Raw genomic sequence first — 24,849 nt, forward strand, 5'->3', positions numbered from 1 at the left:
GCGGGTCAGGGGCGCCCGCCGCTCCCCGCCGGGGTTCCACGACGGGTGTCAGACCGCGGGGTGCCAGTCGTGGAACCAGCCCTCGGGCAGGCGGTCCAGCGCCTGGTCGAGGGAGCGTCCCGGGAGGAACGGGCGGCCGTGTTCGCGGATGACCGCGTTCAGCTCGTCCAGCCGCCCCCGGGCCTGCTCGATGCCCTGGGCGCGCTCGGCCGGGTCATGGGTGGAGACGGCGTCGCGCCAGATGGACCGGCCCGCCAGATAGCCGCACGCCCCGGCCTGCGCGGAGATCCGCACCTGGGTGCGGAAGTCCTCGTAGCCGACGCCCGCGGACAGGATCACCCACGGCACGTGCACCGAGGAGTCCAGCTCCTTGCACGCCGCGGCGGCCGCCTCGCGGCCCTGCTCGGTGTCGACGTAGCCGGGGAACTCGACCTTGAGCATGTCGACCCCGAGCCGGTCGGCCTCCACGGCCGACTCGATGATGCCCGCGACGCGGCGCTCCTTCCACTCCGCCGAGGACGGGTCCTCTCCGGGCAGCGGGTACCAGATGGGCTCGACGACCAGCGGCAGGCTCAGCTCCGCGCACTCGTCCACCAGGTCGCGCACCACCTGGCGCTGGTGTTCGGCGGTGGCCGGGTCGCCGTCCGGGCGGTACCACCACAGCAGCTTGGCCACATCGGTGCCGGCCAGCTTGATCTGCCGGGTGGACCAGCCCGCGCGGTGCCGGGTGCGGCGCGGCCCCTCGGGGATGCTGTAGTCCTCGTCCTCGATGCTGGCCATCAGGCCGACGTCGCGCGGCACGGCGCCGCTCGCGGTGAGGTGGCCGATGCCGTAGTGGGCGTCGAGGAGGACGGCGGTCACGCTGGGCGCGACGGCGCGGATGACGGCGTCCTTCGCCCGCACCACGTCCGCGAAGCCCACCGTGGAGGGGTCCGGGGCGAGCAGTTCGGCGAAGTCCGAGAGATGGTCGAGGGCGCAGATCAGGAAGAAGCCGTCCTCGCTGGTCACACGGGTCAGTCCGCGCAGTTTGCCCGGGTCGGTGGTCAGGTCAGGCGTGGTCATCGGGGTCCTTTCGGATACGGGTCGGGGCACAGCCGGAGTGGAGCGAGCGGGCGAGCAGCAGTCCGCCCACGAACGTGTCACCGAGGCCGATGGTGGCCGCGGGGTGGCTGAGGTGGGGCGCGGGGACACAGTCCGTGCGCAGCCCCTCCCCCAGCGGCCCGTCGGCCGGGCGGTCCTCGGTGTAGTCGGCCGCCGGTGGCGGCTCCAGGTCGGCGGCGGGGGCGCCGCGCGCGGCCCGCGCGGCGGCGAGCAGGCTGCCCGTCATCAGCGCGGTCCGCTGTTCGGTGGGATCGCCGCGGTGGACGGCGAGCACCCAGCCGTCCGCGTGCACACACACCCGGTCCAGGCGGTACGCGGTGGCGAAATGAGCCGCGGCCGTGACGGGCGAGGTGCGGGCCGAGGGACCGGCGAGCGCGGCGAGTTCGGACAGGCTCATGCCGACGGAGTCGGCGAGCGGGGCGTACTCGTCGCATCCCGCGCGCAGGGCGCGGACGCTGGCGAACTCGGCGAGTTCGAGGTGGAGCAGCGGCAGTCCGCCGTCCCGCCAGGCGTGGACGACCTCGGTGAGCCAGGCCCGGTCGGCGGGCCCGGTGCCGTCCTCGGGCAGGCCGTTCATGCCGGACAGCAGCCCCGCCGCGGCGGTGCGGGCCAGCTCGCCGGAGCGGGCGGCGAACCACTCGTCGCGCTCGATCCCGTCGTCCATGAACCGCAGGATGATCCGCGAGGAGCGGGGCAGTCCGTCGGGCAGGCCGGGTGCGGGGGTGCCCGCGGCGAACTCCAGGATGCCGTGCGGCTGTTTCGCCCTGCCGGGGTGGGCGGTGGGCGCGTCGGCGCCGGTCAGCCGCCCGGCCGGGGCGATGCCCTCGGCCGTGCACAGCGTCACGTCGGGGTGGAGCACCGCGAGTTGCTCGGCGCTGCGGTCGGCCAGCGGGACGACGCCGGGCGCGCCGAGCACGGCGAGCGCCCAGGCGGCCTGCGGTCCGGTGCCGCCGAGCTGCACCCGGTCGGGCGCGCCGAGCAGCGTGCCCACCCAGTCGCTGCCGCCGGGCCACGGCATGGCGATCTCGCCGCCGTGGCCGTGCCGGATGCGGCCGACGACCTCGGCGGCGACCTCACCGGCGGGCCCGGCCGCGGTGGTCCGGGCGGCGAGGGCGGAGATCCGGTCGGGGTCCATCCGGTAGACGTGGTCGACGCACGCGCTGAAGCCCGCCAGCACGGGTGCGGCCTGCCGGGCCCCGGCGCGGACCCGGTCGGCCAGCGCGCGGTACCGCTCGGCCCACAGCTCGTCGCGGGCGACGACGCGCGGGATGGAGAGTCCGGTGCGGGAGGTCACTCCTTCACCGCCCCGGAGGTGATACCGGCGACGATGCGGCGCTGGAAGAGCACCACGATCAGCACCAGCGGCAGGGTGACCACGACGGACGCGGCGGCCATGTCGCCCCAGGGGACGAAGTACTGGGACTGGAAGCCCGCGATGCCGACCGGCACGGTCTGGTGCTCGGGCGAGGAGGTGAAGGCCAACGCGAGCATGAACTCGTTCCAGTTGGTGATGAAGCCGAGCATTCCGGCGGCCGCGATCCCGGGCAGCGCGAGCGGCAGGATCACGCTGCGCAGGGTGCGCAGCAGCCCCGCGCCGTCGATGGCCGCGGCCTCGTCCAGTTGGGTGGGAAGCGACCGGAAGTGGGCGTACAGGACGAAGATCATCAACGGCAGGGCGAGCCCCACGTACGAACCGGACAGACCGGTATAGGTGTCGAGCAGCCCCAGGGAGTTGAGCACCAGGTAGAGCGGGACGACGATCGAGATCTGCGGGAACATCGACAGGCCGAGCACGACGGCGAGCACCACGCCCTTGCCGGGCACCGGCAGCCGGGCGAGCGCGTACGTGGCCAGCGCCGCCAGCAGCAGTCCGATCGCGGTCGCGGTGACCGTGACGATGACGCTGTTGATCATGTACTTGCTGAACTCGTAGTCGGTGAAGACGGCCCGGTAGTGCTCCAGCGTGCCCGGGACGGGCAGCCAGTGCGGGGTCACCGAGGACAGATCGCGGTCCCGCTGGAACGAGGTGCTGAGCTGCCACAGGAACGGTGCGACGGACCAGAGCACGACGGCGGTGACGGCGGCCCGGAACAGCACCCGGCGGGTCAGGGCCCGGCGGCGGGCCCGGATGGCGGCGGGCGCGGCGGGGACCGGCGCGGGGATGGCGGTCATGGCTCAGCCCTCCAGGGCGCGGTAGCGCCGGCTCAGGTAGTAGGCGAAGCCCGCGGCGATGAGCACCTCGGTGATGAACGCGGCGGTGGCGATCATCGAGCCGTAGCCCAGTTCGAGCCCGGAGAAGAGGGTCTTGTAGCCGAAGGTGGACAGCGTCTCGGTGGAGTCCGCCGGTCCGCCGCCGGTGAGGACGTACGGCAGGTCGAAGACGCGGAAGGCGTCGAGGACCCGGATCAGGGCGGCGATCAGCAGGGCGGGCGCGATCACCGGCAGGGTGACGGAGCGGAAGGTGCACCAGGGCGAGGCGCCGTCGATCTTCGCGGACTCGCCCAGTTCCTTCGGCACGGTCTGGAGCGCGGCGAGCACCAGCAGCGCCATGAACGGGGTGGTCTTCCAGATGTCGGCGAGCCCGATGGTGGCCAGGGCGGTGTGCGGATCGCCGAGGAAGTTGATGTAGCCGTCGGTCAGGTGGAGGCGGGTCAGCAGGTAGTTGGCGACGCCGGACTGGCCGTCGAAGATCCAGCCGAACATCCGCGAGGTGACGACGGTGGGGATGGCCCACGGGATGAGCACCGCGGCACGGGCCCAGCCGCGGCCGCGGAAGGACTGGTGCAGGACGAGGGCGAAGCCGATGCCGAGCGCGGTCTCCACCAGGGTGGTGCCGAAGGCGAAGGCCACCGTGCGCCACCAGGCGTTCCAGAAGAGGTCGTCGCCGAGCAGCCGGGACAGGTTGGCGGTGCCGGTGAAGTGCGATCCGGTGGAGAATCCCGCGTCGTGCAGGGACAGCCACAGGGTGCGCAGCACCGGGTAGAGGGAGACGGCGAGGACGGCGGCGAGCGCGGGCGCCAGCAGGACGATGCCGGTCAGGCGCGGGCCCGCGGACGAAGACGCGCGCCCGGGTACGCGGCGGCGCGGGTCGTCGGGGCCGGGCGTGAGCTGCGGCTGCTCCAGGGAGGGGGCGCGGTGCTTGCCGCGCAGCGGGGTGTGTCCGGGCGTTCTGTGGAAGAAGGCGAGGTGGCCCATCAGACGATCGCCTCCAGGTCGCGCCGGGCGGAGCGGAGGGTGCCGCGCACATCGCCGTACACCAGGGCGCGGGAGACCGCGGACTGGAGGGCGAGGCTGACCCGGGAGTAATGGGGAGTGACCGGGCGGGGCACTCCGTTGCCGAACGCCTCCTTCAGCTTGACCATCGCGGGCTGGCCCTTGGCCAGCTTCTTCTCGTCGTAGACCGAGACGCGGGAGGGGGCGTTGCCGAAGTCGAGCGCGAAGGCGAGCTGGGCTTCGGTGCCGGCGAGCCAGTGCAGGAAGTCCATGGCACCTTCCTTGTTGCGGGATCCCGCCGCGACGCCGAGCTGGTAGCCGCCGAGGCAGGAGGAGGACGTGCCCCCGGGGAAACGGGGCAGCGGGGCGACGTCGACCTTGCCGACGACCTTGGACTGGTCCGGGTTCTGGGAGACGCCGTAGACATAGCTCCAGTGCCGCATCATCCCGACCCGGCCCGCGGTGAACGGGCGGCGGCTGGGCTCCTCGTCCCACGAGAACACCTCGGACGGGCTGACCTTGTAGCGGTACACCAGGTCGCGCATGAACTGGACGGCCTCGACGCACTCGGGGCTGTCCACGCGGACCGCGCCCGAGGGGTCGATGATGCGGCCGCGGTTGGAGGCGATGAACTCGACCAGGTCGCAGAGGAGGATCTCGGCCTGCTTGGCCTGCCACAGATAGCCCATGGGCACCCGGCGCTGCTGCATCTCGGCCGCGGTGTCGGCCAGTTCGTGCCAGTCGGTCGGCGGCTTGCGGCCGAGCGCGCGCATCAGGTCGGTGCGGTAGTAGAGGCCGCCCGCGTCCACGTACCAGGGCAGGGCGACGAGACGGCCCCGATAGGTGCACGCCTCGACCACACCGGGGAAGAAGGAGCGCCGCAGACCTGCGGACACGTCCTGGTCCAGGGGATGCACCCAGCCCGCGGCGGCCAGCTCGGCGATCCACACCACGTCCTGGGCGAAGACGTCGACCGTGCCGTCCTTGCGGGCCAGCAGCTGGGTGAGCTGCTGATGGCATTCGGTGCTGGAGCTGGGCGGCGGCAGATTGCGGACGGTCACCCGGTAGCGGCTCTGGGCGGTGTTGTAGCGGTCGGCGAACGACTGCATACCGGCCGCGCCCCCGGTGAACGCCGCGCAGGCGAAGGTGAGTTCGGTCCGCCGGCCGCCACCGCCGCCCACCCGCCGGGCCGGTTCGTCACTCCCGCAGGCGCTGAGCAGCGGCGTGGCGGCGAGCGCGCCGAGGGCTGCGGCGCCGGTGGAGAGTGCCTGACGGCGGGTCCACGGTGGCTCGGGCGGGGTGGGTGGGTGTGGCTCCACGGCGACTCCATTGACGCGGCACAGAAGCTATGCGAGAGGGGTACGCAGAAAGACGTACAAAGAAGCGCTGGTTTATGCGGCTCTTTGCTGCAAGCTACGGCGGCCACCCCCACCGGTCAAGGGTCGTGCTGCGAGTTCTTGCGGTAAGGTGCGAGAATCTGCTGTGTTGCGCAGCGTCGAGAAGGGGGCCACACGATGACGTCAGCAGAGGGGACCCGGGCCGCGAACCTGCCCGCGCGCCGCCGGGCCGACCTCACCGCCTTCATCCAGCAGCGCGGCCAGGCCACCATCGGGGAGCTGGCGAAGGAGTTCGCCGTCTCCGTGGACACCGTACGGCGTGACCTGGACCATCTGGCGGCGCGCGGCCTGGTGGCACGCACCCACGGCGGGGCGGTGCCGGGCGGCGAGCTGGCCACGGCCGACAGCCCGGTGGCGGACCGGATGAACGAGCGCCGGGAGGCCAAGGAGGCCATCGGGACCGCCGCCGCCCGTCTGGTGCGGGACAACGAGACGCTGCTCGTCAACGGCGGCACCACGGTGCTCTCTGCGGTGGCCGCGCTCGGCGGCCACCGGGGGCTGACGATCGTCACCAACAACCTGCGGGTGCCGGGGATGGTCCCGGCGCAGGCCCTGCGCGATCTGTTCGTCCTCGGCGGCGGCTGCCGGACCACCGCACTGGTGACCATCGGCCCGATCCGCTTCCCCGACACCGCCGGGGTGAGCGCGGACACCGCCCTCATCGCGGTGGGCGGGGTCAGCGCCGCGGGGCTTTCGGTGTCCAACATCCCGGAGGCCCAGATGATCCAGGAGATGATGGACTCCGCGTCCCGGGTCGTGGTGCTGGCGGACTCGGCCAAGTTCGAGCGCCGGGCACTGGCCCGGATCTGCCCGCTCAGCCGCATCGACGTGCTGGTCAGCGAGCGGCCGCCCGGTGGTGAGCTCGCCCTCGCCCTCGACCGGGCCGAGGTCACCCTCGCCGGTCCGTACCTCCCCGAGGACGGCTGACCCCGCCGGGCGCACGGCTCCGGTGGGGTGTCCGGGGGTCTTCCATGGTCTTACGTGTGGTCTTACGTCGCCTTACGTGAGCCGGTCCTTGGCCTTGTAGTACGCCCCGGCGAAGGGCAGGAACCAGGCCGTGCCGTTGTAGAAGGGCACCGGGATCTCCGGGAAGCCGATGCCGCGCAGCGGATTGGCCTCCGGGTGGCCGTCCATCACCTCGGCCATGGCGCGGCCCATGTAGGGGGCGAAGCGGGCCCGGCCGCCGAAGCGAGGCGGTGGTCGGGGGTGAGCCGGATGTAGGGGCCGATGTTCTTGGAGTCGACCACCAGACGGGCCTTGGGGATGACCTCCCGGGCCAGCTCCTCCCCCAGGGGCTCGGTGACGATGACGAAGCTGCCGACGGACACCAGCCGCTTGCGGAACCATGGCAGCGACCGGTCGGTGCACGCGTCGGTGGCGGCCATCACCTGCTGGGCGCGGACCGTGCCGTGCAACGTCTCCACCAGGAAGGTGCCGTCCGGGGCTCGGGTCACGGCGGTGGCGGCGTTGCGCTCGTGGATCCGCGCCCCGGCCCGTTCGGCGGCGTCCGCGAGGCCGTGGAGTCGGCCATCGAGTCGTCGATGACGTCGAACTGCGGCCTGCCCTGCTTGATCTGGGCGAGCATCTGGGCGTACTGGATGTTGACGACCTGGATGGAGATGCCGGTTTCCTTGGTGAAGGCGTCGTACAGCGCCTTCTGGTTGGCGTCCCCGTAGGTGCCACCGCTGTTGCGGACGGTGAGGGTCTTCTTTCCACCGCCGCTGTCGGCGCGGCTGGTGCCGGTGCCGCAGGCGGCGAGCGACGGCAGGGCGGCGACGGCGGCGAGGCCACCGGCCCCGCGCAGCAGCGCTCTGCGTCCGATCAGGTGGTCTCTCATCACTGCACCTCCGGGTTGTGCGGGTCGGGCGGGTCGAGGGGGCCATGCGGGATGGCAGTGGTGTACGGGGTGGCGATGGCGGCGAGTTCGGCGCCGGTGGCGACGGTGAGGCCGTGCATCCCGTAGAAGAGGCGGCCGGTGGCGGGCGCGGTGACCTTGTGCTCCCGGCCGTCGGCGGGGTCGACCAGGCGGCCGAGGCTCTGGCCCTCGGCCACGTCGCCTCCGCGGTCGGTCTCCGGGTACCACAGCCCGGGGGCCGGGGAGGTGACGGACGCGGCCCACACCCACTCCCGGACGGCGGGACGCGGTGTGGTGTCGTCCGGCAGCGGGTCGAGGGTGCCGAGGTGGCGCAGCAGCCGGAACAGTCCGTCGAGCAGGGTCTGTACGGTCGCGGGGTCGCGGTCGCCGAGCTGGCCGGTCTCGATGAGGATGGCGGGCACGCCCCGGCGGGCGGCGGCTGCGTGGCTGTTGCCGCCGGTGGCGTCGGTGCCGAGGATGACGTCCGGGTAGCCGACGGCGTGGGCCATGCCCCGGGTCGTGGCGTCCAGCGCGGCGTCGCCGGTGAGTCGGTAGCCCACGAAGTCGGACAGGGTCTCGTCGATGCCGCCGCTGTGCAGGTCGGCGTAGGCGTCCGCGCCGGGCAGCAGATAGGCGAAGAGCCAGGCGGCCAGCCGCTCGGTGGGCCCGCCGTCCGGGTCGCCGGGGAAGACCCGGTTGATGTTGACGCCGTCCAGCGGGGAGGCGCCCAGGCGGCCCTGGTAGACGGCGGGAGGGTTGGCGACGGGGCAGAGCACGACCTGTCCGCACACCTCCTCGGGGGTCAGCAGCCCGGCCGGCCGCGCGGCGGCGTCGACACCGGCGAACTCACCGCCGTGCACCCCACCGGCTGGTGACGCTCAACGAGGCGGGCTGGCTGCGCGCCAGCCGGGGCGACACCACGCGCTGGGAGGTCGGCGCCCGGGTGCTCGCGGTCCGCCCGGCCGCCCACCAGGGGTCGAGCCTGTTCGCGGCGGCGCGCGAGCCGATGTGCCGGCTGCGCGACGCGGTCGACGAGACCATCCATCTGTCCGTCCCGGACGGACTGCGCTACATGGTCATGGTCGACCGGGTCGACTGCACCCAGGCGGTGCGCACCTATCACCAGGTCGGCGACACCTCGCCGATGCACGCCACGGCCACCGGCCACGCGGTCCTCGCCCTTCTCCCCGCCGACGAGGTCGACGAGGTCATCGCGGACGGCCTGGACCGCTACGGCGATGCCACCATCACCGATCCGCAGGAGCTGCGCGAGGAACTCGAGCGGGTCCGGCGGGACGGCTACGCCGTCAATCGCAACCAGTACCTGCCCGACGTCTGCGCCATCGCCGCGCCGATCGTCGCGGGGAACGGGGCCCCGGTGGCGACCGTCGCCATCTCCATGCCCGACTCCCGTTACGACCCGCACGAGGTGGACCGGTGGGGGGCGGCTGGTGGCCGACACCGCGGCGGAGATCGGCGCCCGTCGTTTCGAGTGAATATCGCCGATGCCTGTGATGTCAGCAGATATCCGGGCCATGCTCGGCGAGAGAATGCCTCTTTGTCAATAAGTCGATTTCGCGAGAGAGACATCGGATCTGTCGAGCGGAATTTCCCTGAGCATGTCCGCGAATCCGCCTCCTTCCGTTGACCTCATCCGATGTTTCTCCTAGGTTTCGGTCGACCCTGAACACTGGAGGCGGTAGATGAGATCCACGCTCAGGCGCATATCCGTGGCCGCCGTCGCGGCCATGGCTGCCCTCACCGCGGCACTGCCGGGCACCGCGACGGCGCAGGGAGGGCAGGAGCAGCAGGGGCGTACGTACTACGTCGCCACCTCGGGCTCCGACCGGGACAGCGGCAGCGCGCGCCATCCCCTGCGCACCATCGGACGCTGCACCGATCTGGTCCGGCCCGGGGACACCTGTCTGATCCACCGCGGGACCTACCGCGAGCGGGTCGCCCCGCCCTCGGGCCGCGCGGGCGCCCCGGTCACCCTCGCGGCGTACGGGGACGGGCCGGTCACCGTCGACGGGACGCGGACCGTGACCGGATGGAAGGACGCGGGCGGCGGTCTGGTCGCCACCGATGTCGACCTCCCGCTCGCCCGCGACGAGAACGCACTGTTCCTCGACGGCGGCCGCGCCATGGAGGGCCGCTGGCCCAACTCCGGTTCCGATCCGCTCAATCCGTCCTGGGCGGTCGCCGAGCGCAGCTCCACCGACCAGCACATCGACGACCCCGACCTGCCGGACGGTGACCTCACCGGCGCCACCGTCCATCTGTGGGCCGGGTCCAACCCGTGGAGCCAGCAGACCGGCACCGTGACCGCCACCTCGGACGGCGCCCTCGATTTCAAGGGCGGCAATTACCGCTGCACCCCGCTGTGCATGGGCGACCAGAACTACCGCAACTATTACCTGGTGGGCGCGAAAGCCACCCTCGACCAGCCCGGTGAGTGGTATTACGACACGGGCGAGAAGCGGCTCTATCTGGTCCCGCCCAAGGGCGGAATGGCGGGCCACACGGTGACCGCGAAATACGAGAAGTGGGGCCTGGATCTCATCGAAAGCTCCCATGTCACCGTCCGCGGGCTCGGCGTGTGGGGCACCTCGCTGCGCACCGGGGAGAAGAGCACCGGTGTGCTGGTGGAGGGGTTGCGGGCCCGCTACATCTCCGAGTTCTCCACCCTGCCCATGCCACGGGACGACGAGCTGGCCATCCCGCCGGGCGAGGGCCACATCGTCGCCTCCCGGGTGCTCGACTCCGGAGTCCAGATCCTCGGCACCGGCAACACGCTGCGGGACAGCGACATCGGCTTGTCCGCGGGGACCGGTGTGCTCCTGCGCGGCAGTGGCAACACCATCACCAACAACTACATCCACGACGTGGGGTGGATGGGCAGCTACACCCCCGGCATCGAGATCAACGGCAGCGGGCACACCGTCACCCACAACACCGTCCGGCGCACCGGCCGGGCGAGCATCGACACCGCCTGGCAGCTCAACGGGGTGCCCTTCAAGGACAACCGCATCGCCTACAACGACCTGTCCGAGGCGATGCGCACCTCCCGCGACGGCAGCCCCTTCTACGTCTGCTGCAACCTGGACGCGACGGGGACGAGCGTCGACCACAACACCGTCCATGACGCGGACGGCCAGGTGGGCTACTACATCGACAACTCCTCCAGCCAGTTCCTGCTGCACCACAACGTGGCGTACAACACCGGCACCCGCGGCACCTTCTTCAACGGCCACAGCGGGGTCAGCCTCGGCAACCGCGACCACAACTCGACGTACGGGGCGGGGGTTTCCACCGCCGTGCGGCTGAGCGGCGCGACGGACGCCACCGGTACGTACGTCAGCAACGACGTGGCGCTCGCCCCGATGGAGATATCCGGACCGGGCGATCCGGCCCCCGTGGTGCGCAACAACCTGCTGCCACCGGCCGATCCCCGCTACACCGACGCCCGTAACGGCGAACTGTGGCCGCGGGCCGGGTCCCCCGCCATCGACGCGGGTGAGACGGTCGACGGGGTGACCACCGGGGTGCGGGGCGACGGGCCCGACCAGGGCGCGTACGAGTACGGGGCGCCGATCTGGTCGACCGGGTGCAACCTGGCCGGGTGCGAGTCGCGGGTGCGCAACGACGGGTGGAAGGCCACGTTCTCCGGGGGCGGTGACGCCTCGGCCGCCGTCGACGGGGTGCAGACCACCCAGTGGAAGGCGGACACCAACCAGGCCGCCGGGCAGTCGCTGACCCTCGACCTGGGCGCGGCGAAGACCTTCTCCCGGCTGGCGGTCGACGCCGGGCTGGACGCCACGGGTCACCCCTACGGCTTCACGGTGTCCGTCAGCCGTGACGGTCGGGACTGGGGAGCCCCCGTAGCCCGTGTCGCGGGCCGCTCCTTCACCCAGGACGCGGTCTTCGGGCAGCGCACGGCGCGGTACGTGCGGATCGAGCTGACCGCGGCCGGTGACGTCCCGTGGGCGGTGAACGAGGTCCGGCTGTACGCGGACGGGCCGGACGCGGCCGGTACGTTGCAGGCCGAGCGGGCCCAGGTGGTGCGCGGTGGCGAGCGTGGCGACGCGGCCACCGGCGTGCTGGGCTCCGGGGGCCTGGTCGGCTTCCGCCAGGTGTCGTTCGGGGCGGACTCCCCCGACCGGCTGACGGTGCGGATGGCGTCGGCGGGCTGCGGCAGCGGCTGTGCGCTGCAACTGCGGCTGGACGATCCCAAGGGCCGTGTGGTGGCGACGCTGCCGGTGCGGGACACGGGCGGCGCGGACCAGTGGCAGGAGCGGTCGGTGCGGCTGGCGCGCGCGGTGACGGGCACGCATGACGTGTACCTCGTCGCGACGGGTGCGCGGAAGGTGGCCGCGGTGGACTGGCTGACGCTGCGCGACTGAGGTCCGCGACACCGCGCTCATCGTGACCGGGGCGCCTCGACCGTCAATGGCGGCCGAGGCGCTCCAGTCGCTCGTCCACCCCGGGGCAGAGCTCCCGGGCCGTGTCCAGGAAGGCCGCCAGGACGGGAGAGCGGTCCTGGGCGCGGAAGGACATCACCAGATCCGGCAGTTCCACGCGCGGACGAACGTCGCACACCCAGGTGCCCGGCCGCGCCGCCACCCGCAGACAGGCCGGGCCGAGCCCCACCCCGACCCCGCACGAGGCCAGCCCGATGATGGTGTGCACATCGCGGGCGTCGGTGACCCCGCCGCCCGGCACGGCCGCCGCCCCGGCCCCGTCGCCCAGCAGCGCGTCGAGCCAGCCGGCGACCACCGGTTCCTCGTCCTCGGGCGCCACGATCAGATGCTGCCCCCTGAGCTGCTCGACGCTCACCTTCGGCTGCCCGGCGAGCGGATGGGCGGCCCCGACGACCGCGACCAGATGGTCCCGGCCGACCGTGACCGACACCAGGTCCTCGGCACCGGCGCCCCGGGGCGCGCCACGCCCGATTGCGATGTCCAGCTCCCCGTCGAGCAGGGCGGTCGCCGACTGGCAGGTCGACATCTCGTGCAGCCCCAGGCGCACGTCGGGGCGTTCGCGGATGAACCGGCCGAGCAGCGACGGCAGCAGTTCCAGCAGCGCCGAGCCGATGAAGCCGAGCCGTAGCCTGCCGGTCTCGCCCCGGGCGGCCCGGCCCGTGTCGGACACGGCGGCCGACATCTCGGCCAGCGCCCGGCGCGCCCTGGCGAGAAACGCCTCGCCCGCGGCGGTCGGGAACACCCCGCGCGCCGTGCGGTCGAACAGCCTCGCGCCCAACTCCCGCTCCAGCGCGGCGATCTGCTGGGACAGCGGGGGCTGGGCGATCCCGAGGGAGGCGGCTGCCCGCCCGAAGTGGCGGTGGTCGGCGAGGGCCAGGGCGTACCGCAGATGTCGTGCTTCCACGGGGCGATGATATCGAGGAGATATCGACGGGCCGGTCATGAGATATGGCCGTGGATGACGCCCTGGTGCCGCGGTGGACTGTCGCCCTGAGCGATCGGCCACTTCTGGCCAGAGAGGGTGTTCAGCGATGATTTTCGACCATCACGGAGACTCCGTCCGCACCAACCGCGCCACCGTCAACGGGACGAGCCTGCACCATCGGACGGGCGGGTCCGGTCCGGCGGTGGTGCTGCTGCACGGTGTGCCCAAGACGGGCTACCACTGGCGCCACCTCGTCCCGAAGCTGACGCCGCAGCACACCGTCGTCGTCCCCGATCTGCGGGGCCTCGGCGACTCCGCCCGCCCCGCGGGCGGCTACGACTCCGCGACGATGGCCGACGACATCGCCGCGCTCATGGCACACCTGGGGCACGAGTCCTACAGCGTGCTGGGCGAGGACTGGGGAGCGGTGATCGGCTACCAGCTGGCCGCCCGGCACCGTGATCACGTCAACGCCCTGGTGTTCGCCGAGGCGCTGTTCCCGGGATTCGGCTTCGAGGAGCACACCGCGCTCACCGAGGAGAACGTCTCCGGGGATATGCACCTGTGGCATCTGGGCTTCTACTTCCAGCCGGACGTGCCCGAGATGCTGATCGCCGGACACGAACGCGAACTCATCACCTACATGATCAAGAACGAGCGCAGCCACCCCGACACCGCCACCCCCGACGCGATCGAGGAATACGTGCGCTGCTACTCCCTGCCCGGCGGCATCCGCGCGATGCTCTCCATCTACCGCGCCATGCTCGTGGACGCCGAACAGAACCGGCAGGCGGCGCGGAAGAAGCTGGACATCCCGGTGNACGCCGAACAGAACCGGCAGGCGGCGCGGAAGAAGCTGGACATCCCGGTGCTGGCGCTCGGCGGCTCGGCGTTCATCGGCGACCGGAACGAGGCCCAGATGCGGCTCATGGCCCACGACGTCACCGGTCATGTCTTCGACGCCGGGCACGATCTCGCCGAGGAGGTGCCGGACGAGATGGCCGCCGTGGTGCTGCCCTTCCTGGCGGGGCGGGGCTGACGCCACCCGCGCGCCGGGCGCGCCGCACGGCTCGTTTCCACCGGTGTCCGGGACCGGTCGCCAATGGCACAGTGAGCGCATGGACTTCGCCACCGCGTTCCACCGGGAGATCCTGGCGTTCGAGGCCGCCGCCCGCCGGGCCGCCGACGGGGGCACGGCGCCGCTCGTTCCGTCGTGTCCCGGCTGGTCGATGGCCGATCTGGTGCTGCATCTGGGGGGTGTGCACCGCTTCGTCGCCCGGATCATCGAAGACGGGCTGACGGAGCCGCCGGACGTCACGGACATGGCGCTCTTCGCCCTCCCCGAGGACCGCACGGGCTGGCCTGCGCCGGAGGGCGGACCGCACCGCGGACCGGTGCCGCCGGGCCTCGTCGAGTGGTTCGCCGACGGGGCCCGGGCGCTGGCGGCGCACGTCCGCGACGGCGATCCGGGGCAGCGGGTGTGGACTTGGTCGCGCGAGCAGACCGCCGGGTTCTGGTGGCGGATGCAGACCATCGAGGCGGCGCTGCACCGCTGGGACGCCGAGAGTGCGCTCGGGGCGCCCGGGCCCGTCGAGACCGCCCTCGCGGCGGATGCCGTCGCCCAGACGTTCGAGGTCATGGCCCCGGCCCGGCGCGTCTGGAAGGAGGCGCCCCCGGGCGCGGGCGAGCGGTTCCGGCTGCGGCAGACGGACGGCCCGGGCGTCTGGACGGTGTCCTTCGAGGGCGATGAGGTACGGCTCTCCCTGCTCGACGGGGACACCACCGGGCCGTGCGACCTCGAACTGACCGGAACCGCCTCGGACCTGATGCTCTTCCTGTGGCGGCGGATCCCCGCCGACCGGCTGGACGGGGTGCGGGGCGACCCGGCGATGGCCGACCGCTACTTCACCCTCGTCCCGCCGGTGTGACCACCCGGGTGTCCTCTGCCCCCTGTTACCCCTGGTCGTACTCCTGGGAGATGACCTCGACGCGTCGCGTGCTCTGGTCGACGCGTACGGTGTCCAGCCCCATGGTGTCGAGCTGGCTGATCGCGTCCGCCTCCGCCACCGGATCCAGCACCCGCAGGGCGATGGCCAGGTCCGCGTCGTCCGCGTCGCCGGACGCGGGCAGCTGCGCGAGCAGCGACTTCATCAGCCGGTCCGCGCTGCCCTCGGGCGCCTCCGCGCCGACGGCCATGTGCACCATCAGCTGCTCCACCCCGGTCTCGTGCCACCGGGCCTGCCCGATCCACACCGCGTGGACACCGGGGAAGTCCAGCAGCCGGTCGCGCAGGGCGTCGCGCAGGGCCACCGCGCGCGGATGCGTGGACCACCTGAGGGTGAGCGTGCGGTCCTCGGGGAGCCGCTGGCCGCGCTGCTGGAGGATCTGGTGCAGCAGCTCCATGGGAACCCCGGCATAGCCCCCGGGGGAGAACACCGACAGGGTCGCCACCTTGGTCTGCCGCTCGATGTCCAGCAGCCGCGCCGCATCGCAGTGCACCGCCCCGGCGGCCTGCGGAAGCCGCTCCTTGCAGCACTCTTCGCTGGTGTATCCGGGCAGGCTCGGGCCGCTTCCCTCCATGCCGACGAACATCACCGAGCCGTTCGCGTCCACGGGCACATACACCCCGAAGTCCACGATGGCGTTGAGCAGTTGTTCCCCTTCGGTCCGGGCGGCCTGTCGGTCGAGTATGTCGGCGAGTGCCTGGTTCCCTGTTGATGTCACGCACCGAGCATAAAAGGTGTGCGGATGCCACCATGAACGAACGGGGACGATGAGCGAGGGAGCCAGGCATGAAGAGTGCGGATCTGCTGGCCGACGCCTTCGGCCGGGTGCGGGACGCCGTGCACGAGACGGTCGAGGGGCTCACCACGGACGACCTGGCCGTGCGCCTGGACAGCGGCGCGAATTCCCTCGCCTGGCTGGTGTGGCACCTGACCCGCGTCCAGGACGACCACATCGCCGACGCCGCCGGTACCGAACAGTCCTGGACCACCGACGGCTGGTACGAGCGGTTCGGGCTGCCGTTCTCCCCGGCGGCCACCGGCTACGGCCACCGCAGCCGGGACGTGGCCAAGGTCCATGCGTCGGCCGATCTGCTCCTCGGGTACCACGACGCCGTGTACGAGCGGACGGTGGATTACGTAAGCGGGCTGCGCAACGCCGATCTGGACCGGATCGTGGACGAGGCGTGGACGCCGCCGGTGACCCTCGGGGTGCGGCTGATCAGCGTCATCGAGGACGACATGCAGCACGTGGGACAGGCGGCGTTCGTCCGCGGCGCGCTCGGCAGGCGCTGAGCCGTCCGGCGGACCGCGCGGCCGGGTTTCGCCACCGTTGACATGCAGGCGTTTACCTGCATAACGTGAAGCGTGAGTTCGGAGATGGACAAGGTCTTCAAGGCGCTGGCCGACCAGACGCGGCGGTATCTGCTGGACCGCCTGCATGAGCGGGGCGGTCAGACGCTCGGAGAACTGTGCGAGCGCCTGGCGATGACGCGGCAGTCGGCGACCCAGCACCTGGCCGTCCTGGAGGCCGCCAACCTGGTCAGCGTCGTGCGCCAGGGGCGGGAAAAACTGCACTACCTCAACCCCGTTCCCCTCCATGAGGTGCAGGAACGGTGGATCGACAAGTTCGAGCGCCCCCGTCTGAGAGCGCTCGGCGCGGTGAAACGGCAAGCGGAGGACGCCATGGCCGAGAGGCCGACGTACAGCTACGTCATCTACATCGAGAGCACCCCGGAAAAGGTCTGGCACGCACTGACCGACGCCGACCTCACGGCCGCGTACTGGGGCCACAGCAATGTGTCCGACTGGCGGCCCGGCTCGGCGTGGGAGCACCGGCGCACGGACGGCAGCGGCATCGCCGATGTCGTCGGCACCGTCGTGGAGAGCGTGCCGCCGAAGCGTCTGGTGACCACCTGGGCGGCCCCCGGTGCGGAGCCCGCCGGAGGCCCGTCCCGGGTCACCTTCGAGATCGAGCCGCACGAGGAGATCGTCCGGCTCACCGTGACCCATGAGAACCTGGCGGACGAGGCCGAGCGCGAGGAAGCGGCCGGCGGCTGGGCGGCGGTGCTGTCCAACCTCAAGTCCCTGCTGGAGACCGGAAGTCCGCTGCCGCGCGAGCCCTGGCTGGTGGGGCGCTGAGCGATGCCCGCCCCGGGGCGGCCGTCACCCGGCGGCCACCCCGGGGGCGCGCTGCCGGATCGGGGTGCACAGCCCGACCACCACGATGAGCAGGAACAGGGCGGCGGACCCGAGCAGCGGCGCGCGGACCCCGAACCTCGCCACCAATGCGGTGAGCCCGGCGGCGCCGAGCGGGGCGAGCGCGTTGTGCAGCGTCCAGAAGGCGGAGGTGACCCGGCCGAGCAGATGGTCGGGGGTCACCGCCTGGCGCAGGGACATCGAGGAGATGCCCGCGAGCGCCATGCCGAACTGGTAGCACAGCACCGTCACCGTCGTCCCCAGCACGGTGGTGGACCGGGACAGCAGTCCCAGGGCCAGCCCGCACAGCATGTACGAGCCCAGCCAGCACACCCCGAACCCCCAGGCCCGCCGCAGCACCGGGATGAGCACGGCGGCCAAGACCGTTCCGGCGCCCGCCACGCCCATCACCACGCCGACCGTGCGGTCGCCCGCGTCCAGCCCCTCCCGTATCTGGTAGATGAAGACGTCGGTCATGCCCAGGCTGAGCAGCGAGACGCCGGTGAGCAGCACGGTGAGCCAGCGCAGCACCGGCGACCGCCACAGGAAGACGAACCCGGCCAGGAACTCCCGCTTCGCTCCCCGCCACCCGGCGGGCGGCGCGGCCTCGCCCAGCGCCGCCTCCCGGAGCCTGATCAGTGAGAGCGCGAGGGCCGAGGCGGCGAAGCTCGCCGCGTTCACCGCGATCGCCGCCGTCGGCCCGACCAGCCCGGACAGCCCGCCCGCCAGCATCGGCCCGACGATGAAGGCGATCGCGTTCGTCGTGGTCAGCCGCCCGTTGGCCTCGATGATCCGCTCGGCGTCCACCAGATTGGGGACGGCGGCGACGTACGTGACCTTGAAGACCATGTCGAAGACCGCGACGACGGCCATCACCACATAGAGCAGCCAGACCTGCGGCCCGGCCATGGCCCAGCTGACCGGGATGAGGGCGACGAGCACCACCCGGACCACATCGCACACGATCATCAGCTGCCGCCGGGGCAGCCGGTCGACCAGGATGCCCGCGAACAGCCCGGTGACGATCGAGGCGGCGCCCGCGACCGCCGTCAGCAGCCCCATCTGGGCGACCGACCCGGTGGCGTCCAGCACCAGCAGCGGCAGGGCCACCAGGGCGAAGGCGTTGCCCAGTTCGGACAGGGTCTGCCCGCACCAGAAGATGGTGAAGTCACGGTTGGACCATAACGGAACGGGTTTCGCGGTCACGCCCTCCATCACGCCCCCCGGCGTCGCCGCTTGGCGGTGCGGGGCGTCAGCGCGGTCCCGCTCTCCTGCACCGTGACGCCGAGGGCCTGGGCGAACTGCGGTGCCAGTTCGAGGAGTTGGCTACCCGTGATGGCGGCCCCGCGCAGCGCGTCGATGCCTTCGGTGATGCCCAGCCGGGTGGCGTCCCGCAGATCGACCCGGGTCATGCGCGCGTTGCCGCACCGCACCCCCTCCAGCGTCGATCCCGGGAAGGCGACGTCCGTCAGCTTCGCCCCGCCGAGGTCGGTGTCGCGCAGCAGGCAGTCCGCGAAGGTGACCTCGCGCAGCTCGGCGGTGCGCAGATTGACCGATTCGAACTTGCAGCGGTGGAAGGCCACGCGGTGCATCGCCGTGCCGAACATCTCCAGTCCGGCGAGTACGCAGCCGATCAGCTCGCCGTCCAGCCAGTCGCCGTCGGCCAGGTCGGAGCCGACCCAGCGCACTCCGTCGAGCCAGACGTCGTTGAAGCGGGCCCCGCGGTAGCGGCCCCCGGTGAAGCTCACGGCGGAGAACGCGGATTCGAGGAAGCGGGCCTGCCCGGCTTCGGCCCGGTCGAACTCCCCGCCGTCGAAGTGGACGGTGTCGTAGTCCCCGTCCACGGTCAAGTGGCCGTCGAACGGGCGCAGATGGCTCGCGTACGGCAGGTCGGCGAGCTGACGCGGGGATGACATGGCGAAACCTCATTTCCGGGGGCACCACCGGCCCGGGCGCGCGGTGTGCGAGATCGATGGTGCCATTCAACTTCTGCGTTCCCGACCGTTGACATGCACTGTGGGCCACTCCTACGTTCAGGCAAGCCGGTTCGGGTCTCCGGCAGCCCTTCGATATTTCGAACGCACGGATCTCCCGAGAGGTATGCGTCAGTGGTGTCGAACCGGTTCGACCAGCAGCCCCCGCCCGTCAACATCGGCGAGATCGCCCGTCTCGCCGGGGTGTCGCGCAGCACGGTCAGTTACGCGCTCAGCGGCAAGCGGCCGATCTCCGACCGCACCCGGCAGCGCATCCAACAGGTCATCGAGGACCGGGGCTTCCAGCCGAACGCCAGCGCCCGCGCGCTGGCCCACGGCCGCACCCGCACCCTCGGGCTGGTCTTTCCGACCGTCAGCCGCCGCTACACCGATATGCAACTGGACTTCATCAACAGCGTGGTCGACGCCGCGGCCGCGCACGACCACGACATCCTGCTCTCGCGCAGCGACGGCGAAGGCGACGACTCCTTCCGGCGGCTGGTCGGCGAACGGCGGGTCGACGGCGCGCTGCTGATGGAGATCCGGGCGCCGGACTCGCGGGTGGAGCCGCTGGTCCGCTCGGGCTTCCCGTTCGTGTCCATGGGGCACACCGCGGACACGGCCACGCTGTCCTGGGTCGATCTGGACTTCGCGGAGCTGACCGCCGCGTGCGTGCGCCATCTCGGGCGGCTCGGCCATCGCCACCTCGCGCTGGTGGGGCGGCCGCGGGAGCTGTACGACGCCGGGTACGTGCCCGCGCTCCGGGGGCGGACCGGCTTTCTGCGGGCCACCTCGGAACTCGGGCTCACCGGCGAGGTCCACCACTGCGGTGACGACGCCGACTCGGGCCAGGCCGTGGTGGCACGACTCCTCGACCGGGACCCGCGCACCACCGCGGTCGTGACGCTCAACGAAGCTGCGCTGGTGGGCCTGTACCGGGGGCTCGGCCTCGCGGGGCGTTCCGTACCCGGCGACTTCTCGGTGACCGGAGTGGCGGCGGCCCGCTGGGCGGAGGCCGTCACACCGATGATGACGGGCGCCGACGTGCCCTCCGACCTGATGGGACGGCTCGCCGTGGACCTGCTGCTGGAGCGGCTGGACGCCCCGGCCGCGGCGCCCCGGCAGCATCTGCTCACCCCTCCGCTCACCCCGCGTGCCAGCACGGGACCGGCACCGGACCGCAACTGACCGACTCACCCCTCGGAGACGCACATGGCCAACCGAGCCAACAGGCCCCCGGCTACCGCCGGGAGAAGTCCCCTCGGCCGCCGCTCCTTCCTGCGGATATCGGGCTCCGGGCTGCTCGCCGCGGGGCTGGCCGGCCCCCTCACCGCCTGCGGCGGCGGGGGCGGCGGGTCGTCGTCCAAGAACCTCGTCTGGTGGGACTACCTCGTCGAGGACGCCCGTCAGCCGGGCATCAAGGCCCTGGTCTCCGCCATCGAGAAGAGCGTCCCCGGGCTGAAGATCACCCGCCGGACCTTTCCCTACGCCGAGTTGGAACCCGCGATCATCAAGGGGGCCGCCTCCGGCGATCTGCCGGACCTGGCGATCATCGACAACACCTCGATGAACTCCCTCGCCCCGCAGGGGCTGCTCACCGACCTCACCGACCGGGTGAAGGAGTGGGGGCAGGCCGACGCGTACTACAAGGGCCCGTGGAGCAGCGGGGTCGTCGACGGGAAGACCTACTCCGTCCCCAACAACGCCAACTGCCTGGCCCTCTACTACAACACCGAGCTGCTGGAGAGCGCGGGCGTCAAGCCGCCGAAGACCTGGGACGAGCTGTCGGCGGCGGCCCGCAAGCTCACCAAGGGCAGCACCTTCGGGCTGGCGATGAGCGCGATCAAGACCGAGGAGGGGGTCTTCCAGCTCCTGCCCTTCCTGTGGTCGGCGGGCGGCGACCTGGACACCTTCGCCACCGGCGGCGCCACCGCGCTCTCCTATCTGGGGGAGCTGGTGGAGGCGGGCGCGCTGTCCAAGCAGTGCGTGGGCTGGACCCAGCAGGACGTCAACAACCAATTCACCTCCGGCCGCGCGGCCATGCAGATCAACGGGCCGTGGCAACTGCCCGGCCTCAAGCAGCAGTCCAAGGTGAAGTGGGGCGTGGTGCCCATCCCGGTGGACAAGGAGCCCGCGAGCTGCCTCGGCGGGGAGAACTGGGTGATCCTCAAGACCAGCGGCAAGGCCGACCAGGCGTGGCGGGCCATCGAGTACAGCCAGCGGAAGAAGCCGCTGGCCGCCTATCTGGGGTCGGTGGGGCTGCTGCCCGCGCGCAGCGACATGGCGGACAGCGGCGACTGGGCCACCGATCCCACCCTGAAGGTGTTCGTGCGGGAGTTCGGCAACGCCCGGCCGCGGTCGTACGGCGAGCACTATCCGCAGATGTCCAAGGCCATGGCCGAGGCGTTACAGGCCACCCTGACCAGCAGCTCCTCCCCCGGGGCCGCCGCGAAGAAGGCGGCGGACGCCATCACGCCCCTGCTGTCGAAGTAGCGGGGACCGCGATGACGACCCCCACCACGCAGAGCACCAACGTGAAGGTCCGGGAGCCGGTGGTGTTCACCGGCGGCCCGGCGACGGGCGGCGGGCGGCGCCGTGGAGGCTCCCTCGCCACGCGCCGCACCCGGGCCGGATACGGCATGTCGGCGCCCGCGCTGCTGTTCCTCGGCGCGACCATGCTGTTCCCGCTTCTCTACAACCTCTGGACCTCGGTCCATCAGGTCGAGATCGGCGATCTGGTCACCGGCGACTGGGCGTTCAACGGCGCCGACAACTACGACGCGGTGGTCTCCGAGGGCGCCTTCTGGCACGCCGCCCGGATCTCCCTGCTGTTCACGGCCGGTTCGCTGGTCTTCCAGTTCACCATCGGCTTCGCGCTGGCGCTGCTGTTCGTACGGCAGTTCCCGCTGGCCGGGCTGTTCCGGGGGCTGATGCTGGTGGCATGGCTGCTGCCGCCCATCGTCAGCGGCACCCTGTTCCGCTGGATGCTGGACGCCGACTCCGGCGCGTACAACGAACTGCTGCACACCGTCGGGCTGGACGCGCTGGCGCACAACTGGCTGACCGATCCGGACACCGCGCTGCCCGGTGTCATCGCCGCCAATGTGTGGGTGGGCGTGCCCTTCAACATGCTGCTGCTCCTGGTCGGGCTCCAGTCCATCGACCCCACCCTCTACGAGGCGGCGGCCATCGACGGCGCCGGTCCCTGGCAGCGGCTGCGCCACGTGACCCTGCCGCTGATGCGGCCGGTGGCCGCGGCGGTGCTGCTGCTCGGGCTGGTGTACACCTTCAAGGTCTTCGACCTGGTCTTCGTGCTGACCGGCGGCGGCCCCGTCGACTCCACGACCGTCCTCCCCCTGTACGTCTACCAGTCGGCGTTCAAGCTCTTCCAGCTCGGCCGGGGCGCGGCGGCGGGCACCCTGCTGCTGCTCGTACCGCTGGTGGTGGCCGTGTTGTACGTACGCAGGCTGCGCAAGGAAGGAGCCGCCGCATGACCCGCCCCCGCCGCCCCTGGCTGCTCACCCTGGTCGCGGGCGTCATCACCGCCTTCTTCCTGCTGCCGCTGTACTGGATGATCGCCACCTCGCTGAAGCGTCCCGACGAGGTGCTCAGCTCGCCGCCGCAGTGGTTTCCCACCCCGCCGAGCGGCGAGAGCTACGCACGGGCGCTGGACAAGCCGATGCTCGGGCAGGCACTGCTCAACAGCGTCGCCATCTCGCTGGGCGTGGTGGCACTGACCCTGGTGCTCGCGGTGCCGCTCACCTACGCCGTGGCGCGCATCCGGATGCGCGGCTCGGCGGCGATGGTGCTGTCGCTGCTGGTGGCGCAGCTGCTGCCGAGCATCGTGCTGGCCGCCCCGCTGTTCATCGTGCTCCGCGACGCCGGGCTGAACAACACCCTGCTGGGCCTGGTGATCGCGGACACCACCCTCACCCTGCCCTTCGCGGTGATCGTGCTGCGTCCGCTGGTGCGCGCCATGCCCGCCGAGATCGAAGAGGCGGCGCTGGTGGACGGCTGCGGCCTCCCGGGGGTGCTGTGGCGGATCGTGCTGCCGGTGATGCGGCCGGGGCTGATCGCGGTCGGCGCCTTCTCCTTCCTGCTCGGCTGGGGCGAGTTCGTGTTCGGCATCACGGTGAACAGCGACCCCGAGGTCCAGCCGGTGACCGTGCTGCTCAACACGTTCGTCGGCCAGACCGGCACCGCGTGGGGGCCGCTGATGGCGGCCGCCACGATCGTCAGCGTGCCGGTGGTGTGCGTCTTCGCGATGCTCCAGCGGTTCATCGTGGGCGGGCTCACGGCCGGAAGCGTCAAGTCCTGACGAGACCTGACAGGACCTGGCGAGCGGGCCCGACCGGGTCACCGCCGGTGGAGGCTCCATGACCAGCGGTACGTCCCCGCCCCCCAGCCGGTAGCGGGGCAGGGTGTCCGGACCGCAGGACGCCGTGCCCAGACCGCGGTGCGCTGCGTCGAGGTGCACCACGCACCGCGGTCGGGGCTCCAGTTCGTCGTGGTGGGTGGCGGCGGCCAGGTCGGCCGCACGGTGGCGGGTGACCGACACCTGCCGCGGCGCGTCCAGCCGTACCGTCAGCCCGCCGCCCGCGTCCGCCGACAGCAGCGAGAAGCGGCGCACCCCGTGCCGTCCCCCGCTCTCCTGCGGCCGGAGGTACGGGGTGAAGAGCCGGTCCACCCGGACGCCGTGGTGTCCGACCGGCCCGCCCGCGCACCGGTCCGGGTACGTCTCCCAGGGGCCCTGGCCGTACCACTCCATGTGGTCGAGGCCGCACACCGTTTCGAAGACCGTGCCCACGCGCGCGGCGTCGGTCAGCCCCTCGGGGAGGTCGGCCGTCTCCTCCACCAGCAGGCCGCCGTCGGGCAGCGGGGTGAAGACCTGGAGGTGTTCGACGGTGCCCGCGGCGGTGGGATACGCGCTGCGCACCAGGGTCCGGCCGCCGTCGCGGTCGACCGAGCGGGGTTTCCGTTCCAGCCGGTCGAGGCCCAGAGCGCGCCAGTGGTCGGCGGCGCCGCCCAGCAGATCGTTGTCGGTGGGCGCGCGCCACAGGCTGAGCACGGGCGGGGACGTCAGCAGCGGATGGCGCAACAGGCCGTCAGCGTCGAGGGGAACAACCGTGCCGGACGCGGTCACGGGCGCGGGCGCGGACCGCTCGCGGAGCCGGATCTGCGGGGTGCACACCTCGGTGCCGCGCGGCGCCCAGGGCTCGTCGCCCCGGGTGGTGACCCGCAGCGTGAGCCATGCCTCGCCGCCGTCCGCGGGCAACCGGTCCACCAGCTCGGGTGGCGGGGTGAGGCGCGCCGACGCCCCGGGCGGGAGCGCGGCGGGCAGTGCCGCCGGGGCGGTGCGGGTGCCCGCGTCCTCCAGGGACAGCAGCCACTCGGCGGTCAGCCAGGACAGGTCGCGGAAGTGCTGCGCGTTGGTCAGGTGCACCGAGCCGTCCGGCTCGCGTGACAGCCGCACGGGCGCGGCGAGTTCGCGGTGTTCGTACAGGGCGGGTTTCGGGGTGCGGTCGGGGAAGCGGTCCAGTACCAGAGGGTCATGTCGCGGCCCGTGGAACCGCTCGGTACCGAGCAGCTCGCTGTGGTGCCGCCGAGCGTCGCGGCCGCCGTGGTGGCCAGCCCCGCGCGCAGCAGCCCTCTCCGGGAGAGGTGCACCGCTCCCACCGTCCTTCAAATATGTGCAAGGTATG

General features: G+C 72.1%; 23 protein-coding genes and 1 pseudogene. 11 read left to right on the forward strand and 13 right to left on the reverse strand.

The features are described 5' to 3' along the window. Positions 1-48: 48 nt before the first annotated feature. The 5 genes from EEJ42_RS28910 to EEJ42_RS28930 are packed head-to-tail and all read right to left on the reverse strand — an operon-like array spanning position 49 to position 5,633. Positions 49-1,062 carry a tagatose 1,6-diphosphate aldolase gene (locus tag EEJ42_RS28910; protein ID WP_123104504.1) on the reverse strand — a complete coding sequence of 338 codons (1,014 nt, stop codon included), beginning with the start codon at positions 1,060-1,062 and terminating at the stop codon, positions 49-51. Beyond that, complete coding sequence (locus EEJ42_RS28915; RefSeq protein WP_123104506.1) at positions 1,049-2,395, reverse strand: ADP-dependent glucokinase/phosphofructokinase; 1,347 nt, start codon at positions 2,393-2,395, stop codon at positions 1,049-1,051. Before EEJ42_RS28915 ends, EEJ42_RS28910 begins: the two co-directional genes overlap by 14 nt. Beyond that, complete coding sequence (locus tag EEJ42_RS28920; RefSeq protein WP_123104508.1) at positions 2,392-3,273, reverse strand: carbohydrate ABC transporter permease; 882 nt, start codon at positions 3,271-3,273, stop codon at positions 2,392-2,394. The genes EEJ42_RS28915 and EEJ42_RS28920 overlap by 4 nt, the downstream gene beginning before the upstream one ends. 3 nt (positions 3,274-3,276) lie before the next feature. Beyond that, positions 3,277-4,296, reverse strand: coding sequence for a carbohydrate ABC transporter permease (locus EEJ42_RS28925; protein ID WP_246097460.1), 1,020 nt, complete (start codon positions 4,294-4,296; stop codon positions 3,277-3,279). Then, positions 4,296-5,633: an ABC transporter substrate-binding protein gene (locus EEJ42_RS28930; protein WP_123104510.1), complete on the reverse strand. Its 1,338-nt coding sequence runs from the start codon at positions 5,631-5,633 to the stop codon at positions 4,296-4,298. Before EEJ42_RS28930 ends, EEJ42_RS28925 begins: the two co-directional genes overlap by 1 nt. A 195-nt stretch (positions 5,634-5,828) precedes the next feature. Here EEJ42_RS28930 and EEJ42_RS28935 point away from each other — a divergent pair, with 195 nt between their 5' ends. Continuing rightward, the gene (locus tag EEJ42_RS28935; RefSeq protein ID WP_123104512.1) at positions 5,829-6,638 is read left to right on the forward strand and encodes a DeoR/GlpR family DNA-binding transcription regulator; all 810 of its coding nucleotides are present in this window, start codon (positions 5,829-5,831) and stop codon (positions 6,636-6,638) included. 72 nt (positions 6,639-6,710) lie between these two features. Here EEJ42_RS28935 and EEJ42_RS53215 read toward each other — a convergent pair whose 3' ends face one another. Genes EEJ42_RS53215 through EEJ42_RS28950 form a run of 3 tightly spaced genes read right to left on the reverse strand, consistent with a single transcriptional unit; the run spans position 6,711 to position 8,426 of the window. Continuing rightward, the gene (locus EEJ42_RS53215; RefSeq protein WP_342778338.1) at positions 6,711-6,857 is read right to left on the reverse strand and encodes a hypothetical protein; all 147 of its coding nucleotides are present in this window, start codon (positions 6,855-6,857) and stop codon (positions 6,711-6,713) included. Further along, positions 6,845-7,594: an FAD-dependent oxidoreductase gene (locus EEJ42_RS54295; protein ID WP_342778339.1), complete on the reverse strand. Its 750-nt coding sequence runs from the start codon at positions 7,592-7,594 to the stop codon at positions 6,845-6,847. The genes EEJ42_RS53215 and EEJ42_RS54295 overlap by 13 nt, the downstream gene beginning before the upstream one ends. Beyond that, a complete protein-coding gene (locus EEJ42_RS28950; RefSeq protein WP_123104514.1) occupies positions 7,548-8,426 on the reverse strand; it encodes a M14 family metallopeptidase in 879 nt (292 codons plus the stop codon). The genes EEJ42_RS54295 and EEJ42_RS28950 overlap by 47 nt, the downstream gene beginning before the upstream one ends. 11 nt (positions 8,427-8,437) lie before the next feature. Between EEJ42_RS28950 and EEJ42_RS28955 the strand changes: the two genes are divergently transcribed. Both EEJ42_RS28955 and EEJ42_RS28960 read left to right on the forward strand, forming a co-directional pair. Continuing rightward, a complete protein-coding gene (locus EEJ42_RS28955; protein WP_246097462.1) occupies positions 8,438-9,214 on the forward strand; it encodes an IclR family transcriptional regulator in 777 nt (258 codons plus the stop codon). Positions 9,215-9,269: 55 nt separating this feature from the next. Further along, positions 9,270-11,969, forward strand: a complete 2,700-nt coding sequence (locus tag EEJ42_RS28960) for a carbohydrate-binding protein (protein ID WP_123104516.1) — start codon at positions 9,270-9,272, stop codon at positions 11,967-11,969. A 43-nt stretch (positions 11,970-12,012) separates the two neighbouring features. Here EEJ42_RS28960 and EEJ42_RS28965 read toward each other — a convergent pair whose 3' ends face one another. Next, positions 12,013-12,951 carry a LysR family transcriptional regulator gene (locus tag EEJ42_RS28965; protein ID WP_123104518.1) on the reverse strand — a complete coding sequence of 313 codons (939 nt, stop codon included), beginning with the start codon at positions 12,949-12,951 and terminating at the stop codon, positions 12,013-12,015. Between the two features lie 127 nt (positions 12,952-13,078). Here EEJ42_RS28965 and EEJ42_RS28970 point away from each other — a divergent pair, with 127 nt between their 5' ends. Together EEJ42_RS28970 and EEJ42_RS28975 are read left to right on the forward strand one after the other, a co-directional pair. Then, the gene (locus tag EEJ42_RS28970) at positions 13,079-14,011 is read left to right on the forward strand and encodes an alpha/beta fold hydrolase (protein WP_184503320.1); all 933 of its coding nucleotides are present in this window, start codon (positions 13,079-13,081) and stop codon (positions 14,009-14,011) included. 79 nt (positions 14,012-14,090) lie between these two features. Continuing rightward, a complete protein-coding gene (locus tag EEJ42_RS28975) occupies positions 14,091-14,900 on the forward strand; it encodes a maleylpyruvate isomerase family mycothiol-dependent enzyme (RefSeq protein WP_123104520.1) in 810 nt (269 codons plus the stop codon). A 25-nt stretch (positions 14,901-14,925) separates the two neighbouring features. Here EEJ42_RS28975 and EEJ42_RS28980 read toward each other — a convergent pair whose 3' ends face one another. Then, the gene (locus tag EEJ42_RS28980) at positions 14,926-15,696 is read right to left on the reverse strand and encodes a hypothetical protein (protein WP_123104522.1); all 771 of its coding nucleotides are present in this window, start codon (positions 15,694-15,696) and stop codon (positions 14,926-14,928) included. Between the two features lie 68 nt (positions 15,697-15,764). On the opposite strand from EEJ42_RS28980, the gene EEJ42_RS28985 reads away from it, so the two are divergent. Both EEJ42_RS28985 and EEJ42_RS28990 read left to right on the forward strand, forming a co-directional pair. Further along, a complete protein-coding gene (locus EEJ42_RS28985; protein ID WP_184503321.1) occupies positions 15,765-16,271 on the forward strand; it encodes a mycothiol transferase in 507 nt (168 codons plus the stop codon). A gap of 84 nt (positions 16,272-16,355) precedes the next feature. Further along, positions 16,356-17,117 (forward strand): ArsR/SmtB family transcription factor, encoded by a 762-nt coding sequence (locus EEJ42_RS28990; RefSeq protein ID WP_123104524.1) that lies wholly within the window; start codon positions 16,356-16,358, stop codon positions 17,115-17,117. A gap of 24 nt (positions 17,118-17,141) precedes the next feature. Here the strand turns inward: EEJ42_RS28990 and EEJ42_RS28995 are convergent, their stop codons facing one another. Together EEJ42_RS28995 and EEJ42_RS29000 are read right to left on the reverse strand one after the other, a co-directional pair. Beyond that, positions 17,142-18,389: an MFS transporter gene (locus tag EEJ42_RS28995; protein WP_123104552.1), complete on the reverse strand. Its 1,248-nt coding sequence runs from the start codon at positions 18,387-18,389 to the stop codon at positions 17,142-17,144. Next, positions 18,389-19,090 carry a pentapeptide repeat-containing protein gene (locus EEJ42_RS29000; protein WP_123104526.1) on the reverse strand — a complete coding sequence of 234 codons (702 nt, stop codon included), beginning with the start codon at positions 19,088-19,090 and terminating at the stop codon, positions 18,389-18,391. The genes EEJ42_RS28995 and EEJ42_RS29000 overlap by 1 nt, the downstream gene beginning before the upstream one ends. Positions 19,091-19,282: 192 nt before the next feature. Between EEJ42_RS29000 and EEJ42_RS29005 the strand changes: the two genes are divergently transcribed. The 4 genes from EEJ42_RS29005 to EEJ42_RS29020 are packed head-to-tail and all read left to right on the forward strand — an operon-like array spanning position 19,283 to position 23,465. Beyond that, on the forward strand, positions 19,283-20,335 hold the full coding sequence (locus tag EEJ42_RS29005) for a LacI family DNA-binding transcriptional regulator (protein WP_123104528.1): 1,053 nt from the start codon (positions 19,283-19,285) through the stop codon (positions 20,333-20,335). A gap of 24 nt (positions 20,336-20,359) precedes the next feature. Then, positions 20,360-21,640, forward strand: coding sequence for an ABC transporter substrate-binding protein (locus EEJ42_RS29010; protein WP_123104530.1), 1,281 nt, complete (start codon positions 20,360-20,362; stop codon positions 21,638-21,640). Positions 21,641-21,651: 11 nt separating this feature from the next. Further along, complete coding sequence (locus tag EEJ42_RS29015) at positions 21,652-22,641, forward strand: carbohydrate ABC transporter permease (RefSeq protein WP_246097463.1); 990 nt, start codon at positions 21,652-21,654, stop codon at positions 22,639-22,641. Then, complete coding sequence (locus tag EEJ42_RS29020) at positions 22,638-23,465, forward strand: carbohydrate ABC transporter permease (protein ID WP_123104532.1); 828 nt, start codon at positions 22,638-22,640, stop codon at positions 23,463-23,465. The genes EEJ42_RS29015 and EEJ42_RS29020 overlap by 4 nt, the downstream gene beginning before the upstream one ends. 38 nt (positions 23,466-23,503) lie before the next feature. Here the strand turns inward: EEJ42_RS29020 and EEJ42_RS29025 are convergent. Beyond that, positions 23,504-24,677: pseudogene (locus EEJ42_RS29025) on the reverse strand (beta-galactosidase small subunit family protein); the annotation flags it as partial. Positions 24,678-24,849: the final 172 nt, after the last annotated feature.

Origin of the sequence: Streptomyces botrytidirepellens (assembly GCF_003721215.1) — a bacterium.
Lineage (GTDB): Bacteria > Actinomycetota > Actinomycetes > Streptomycetales > Streptomycetaceae > Streptomyces > Streptomyces himastatinicus.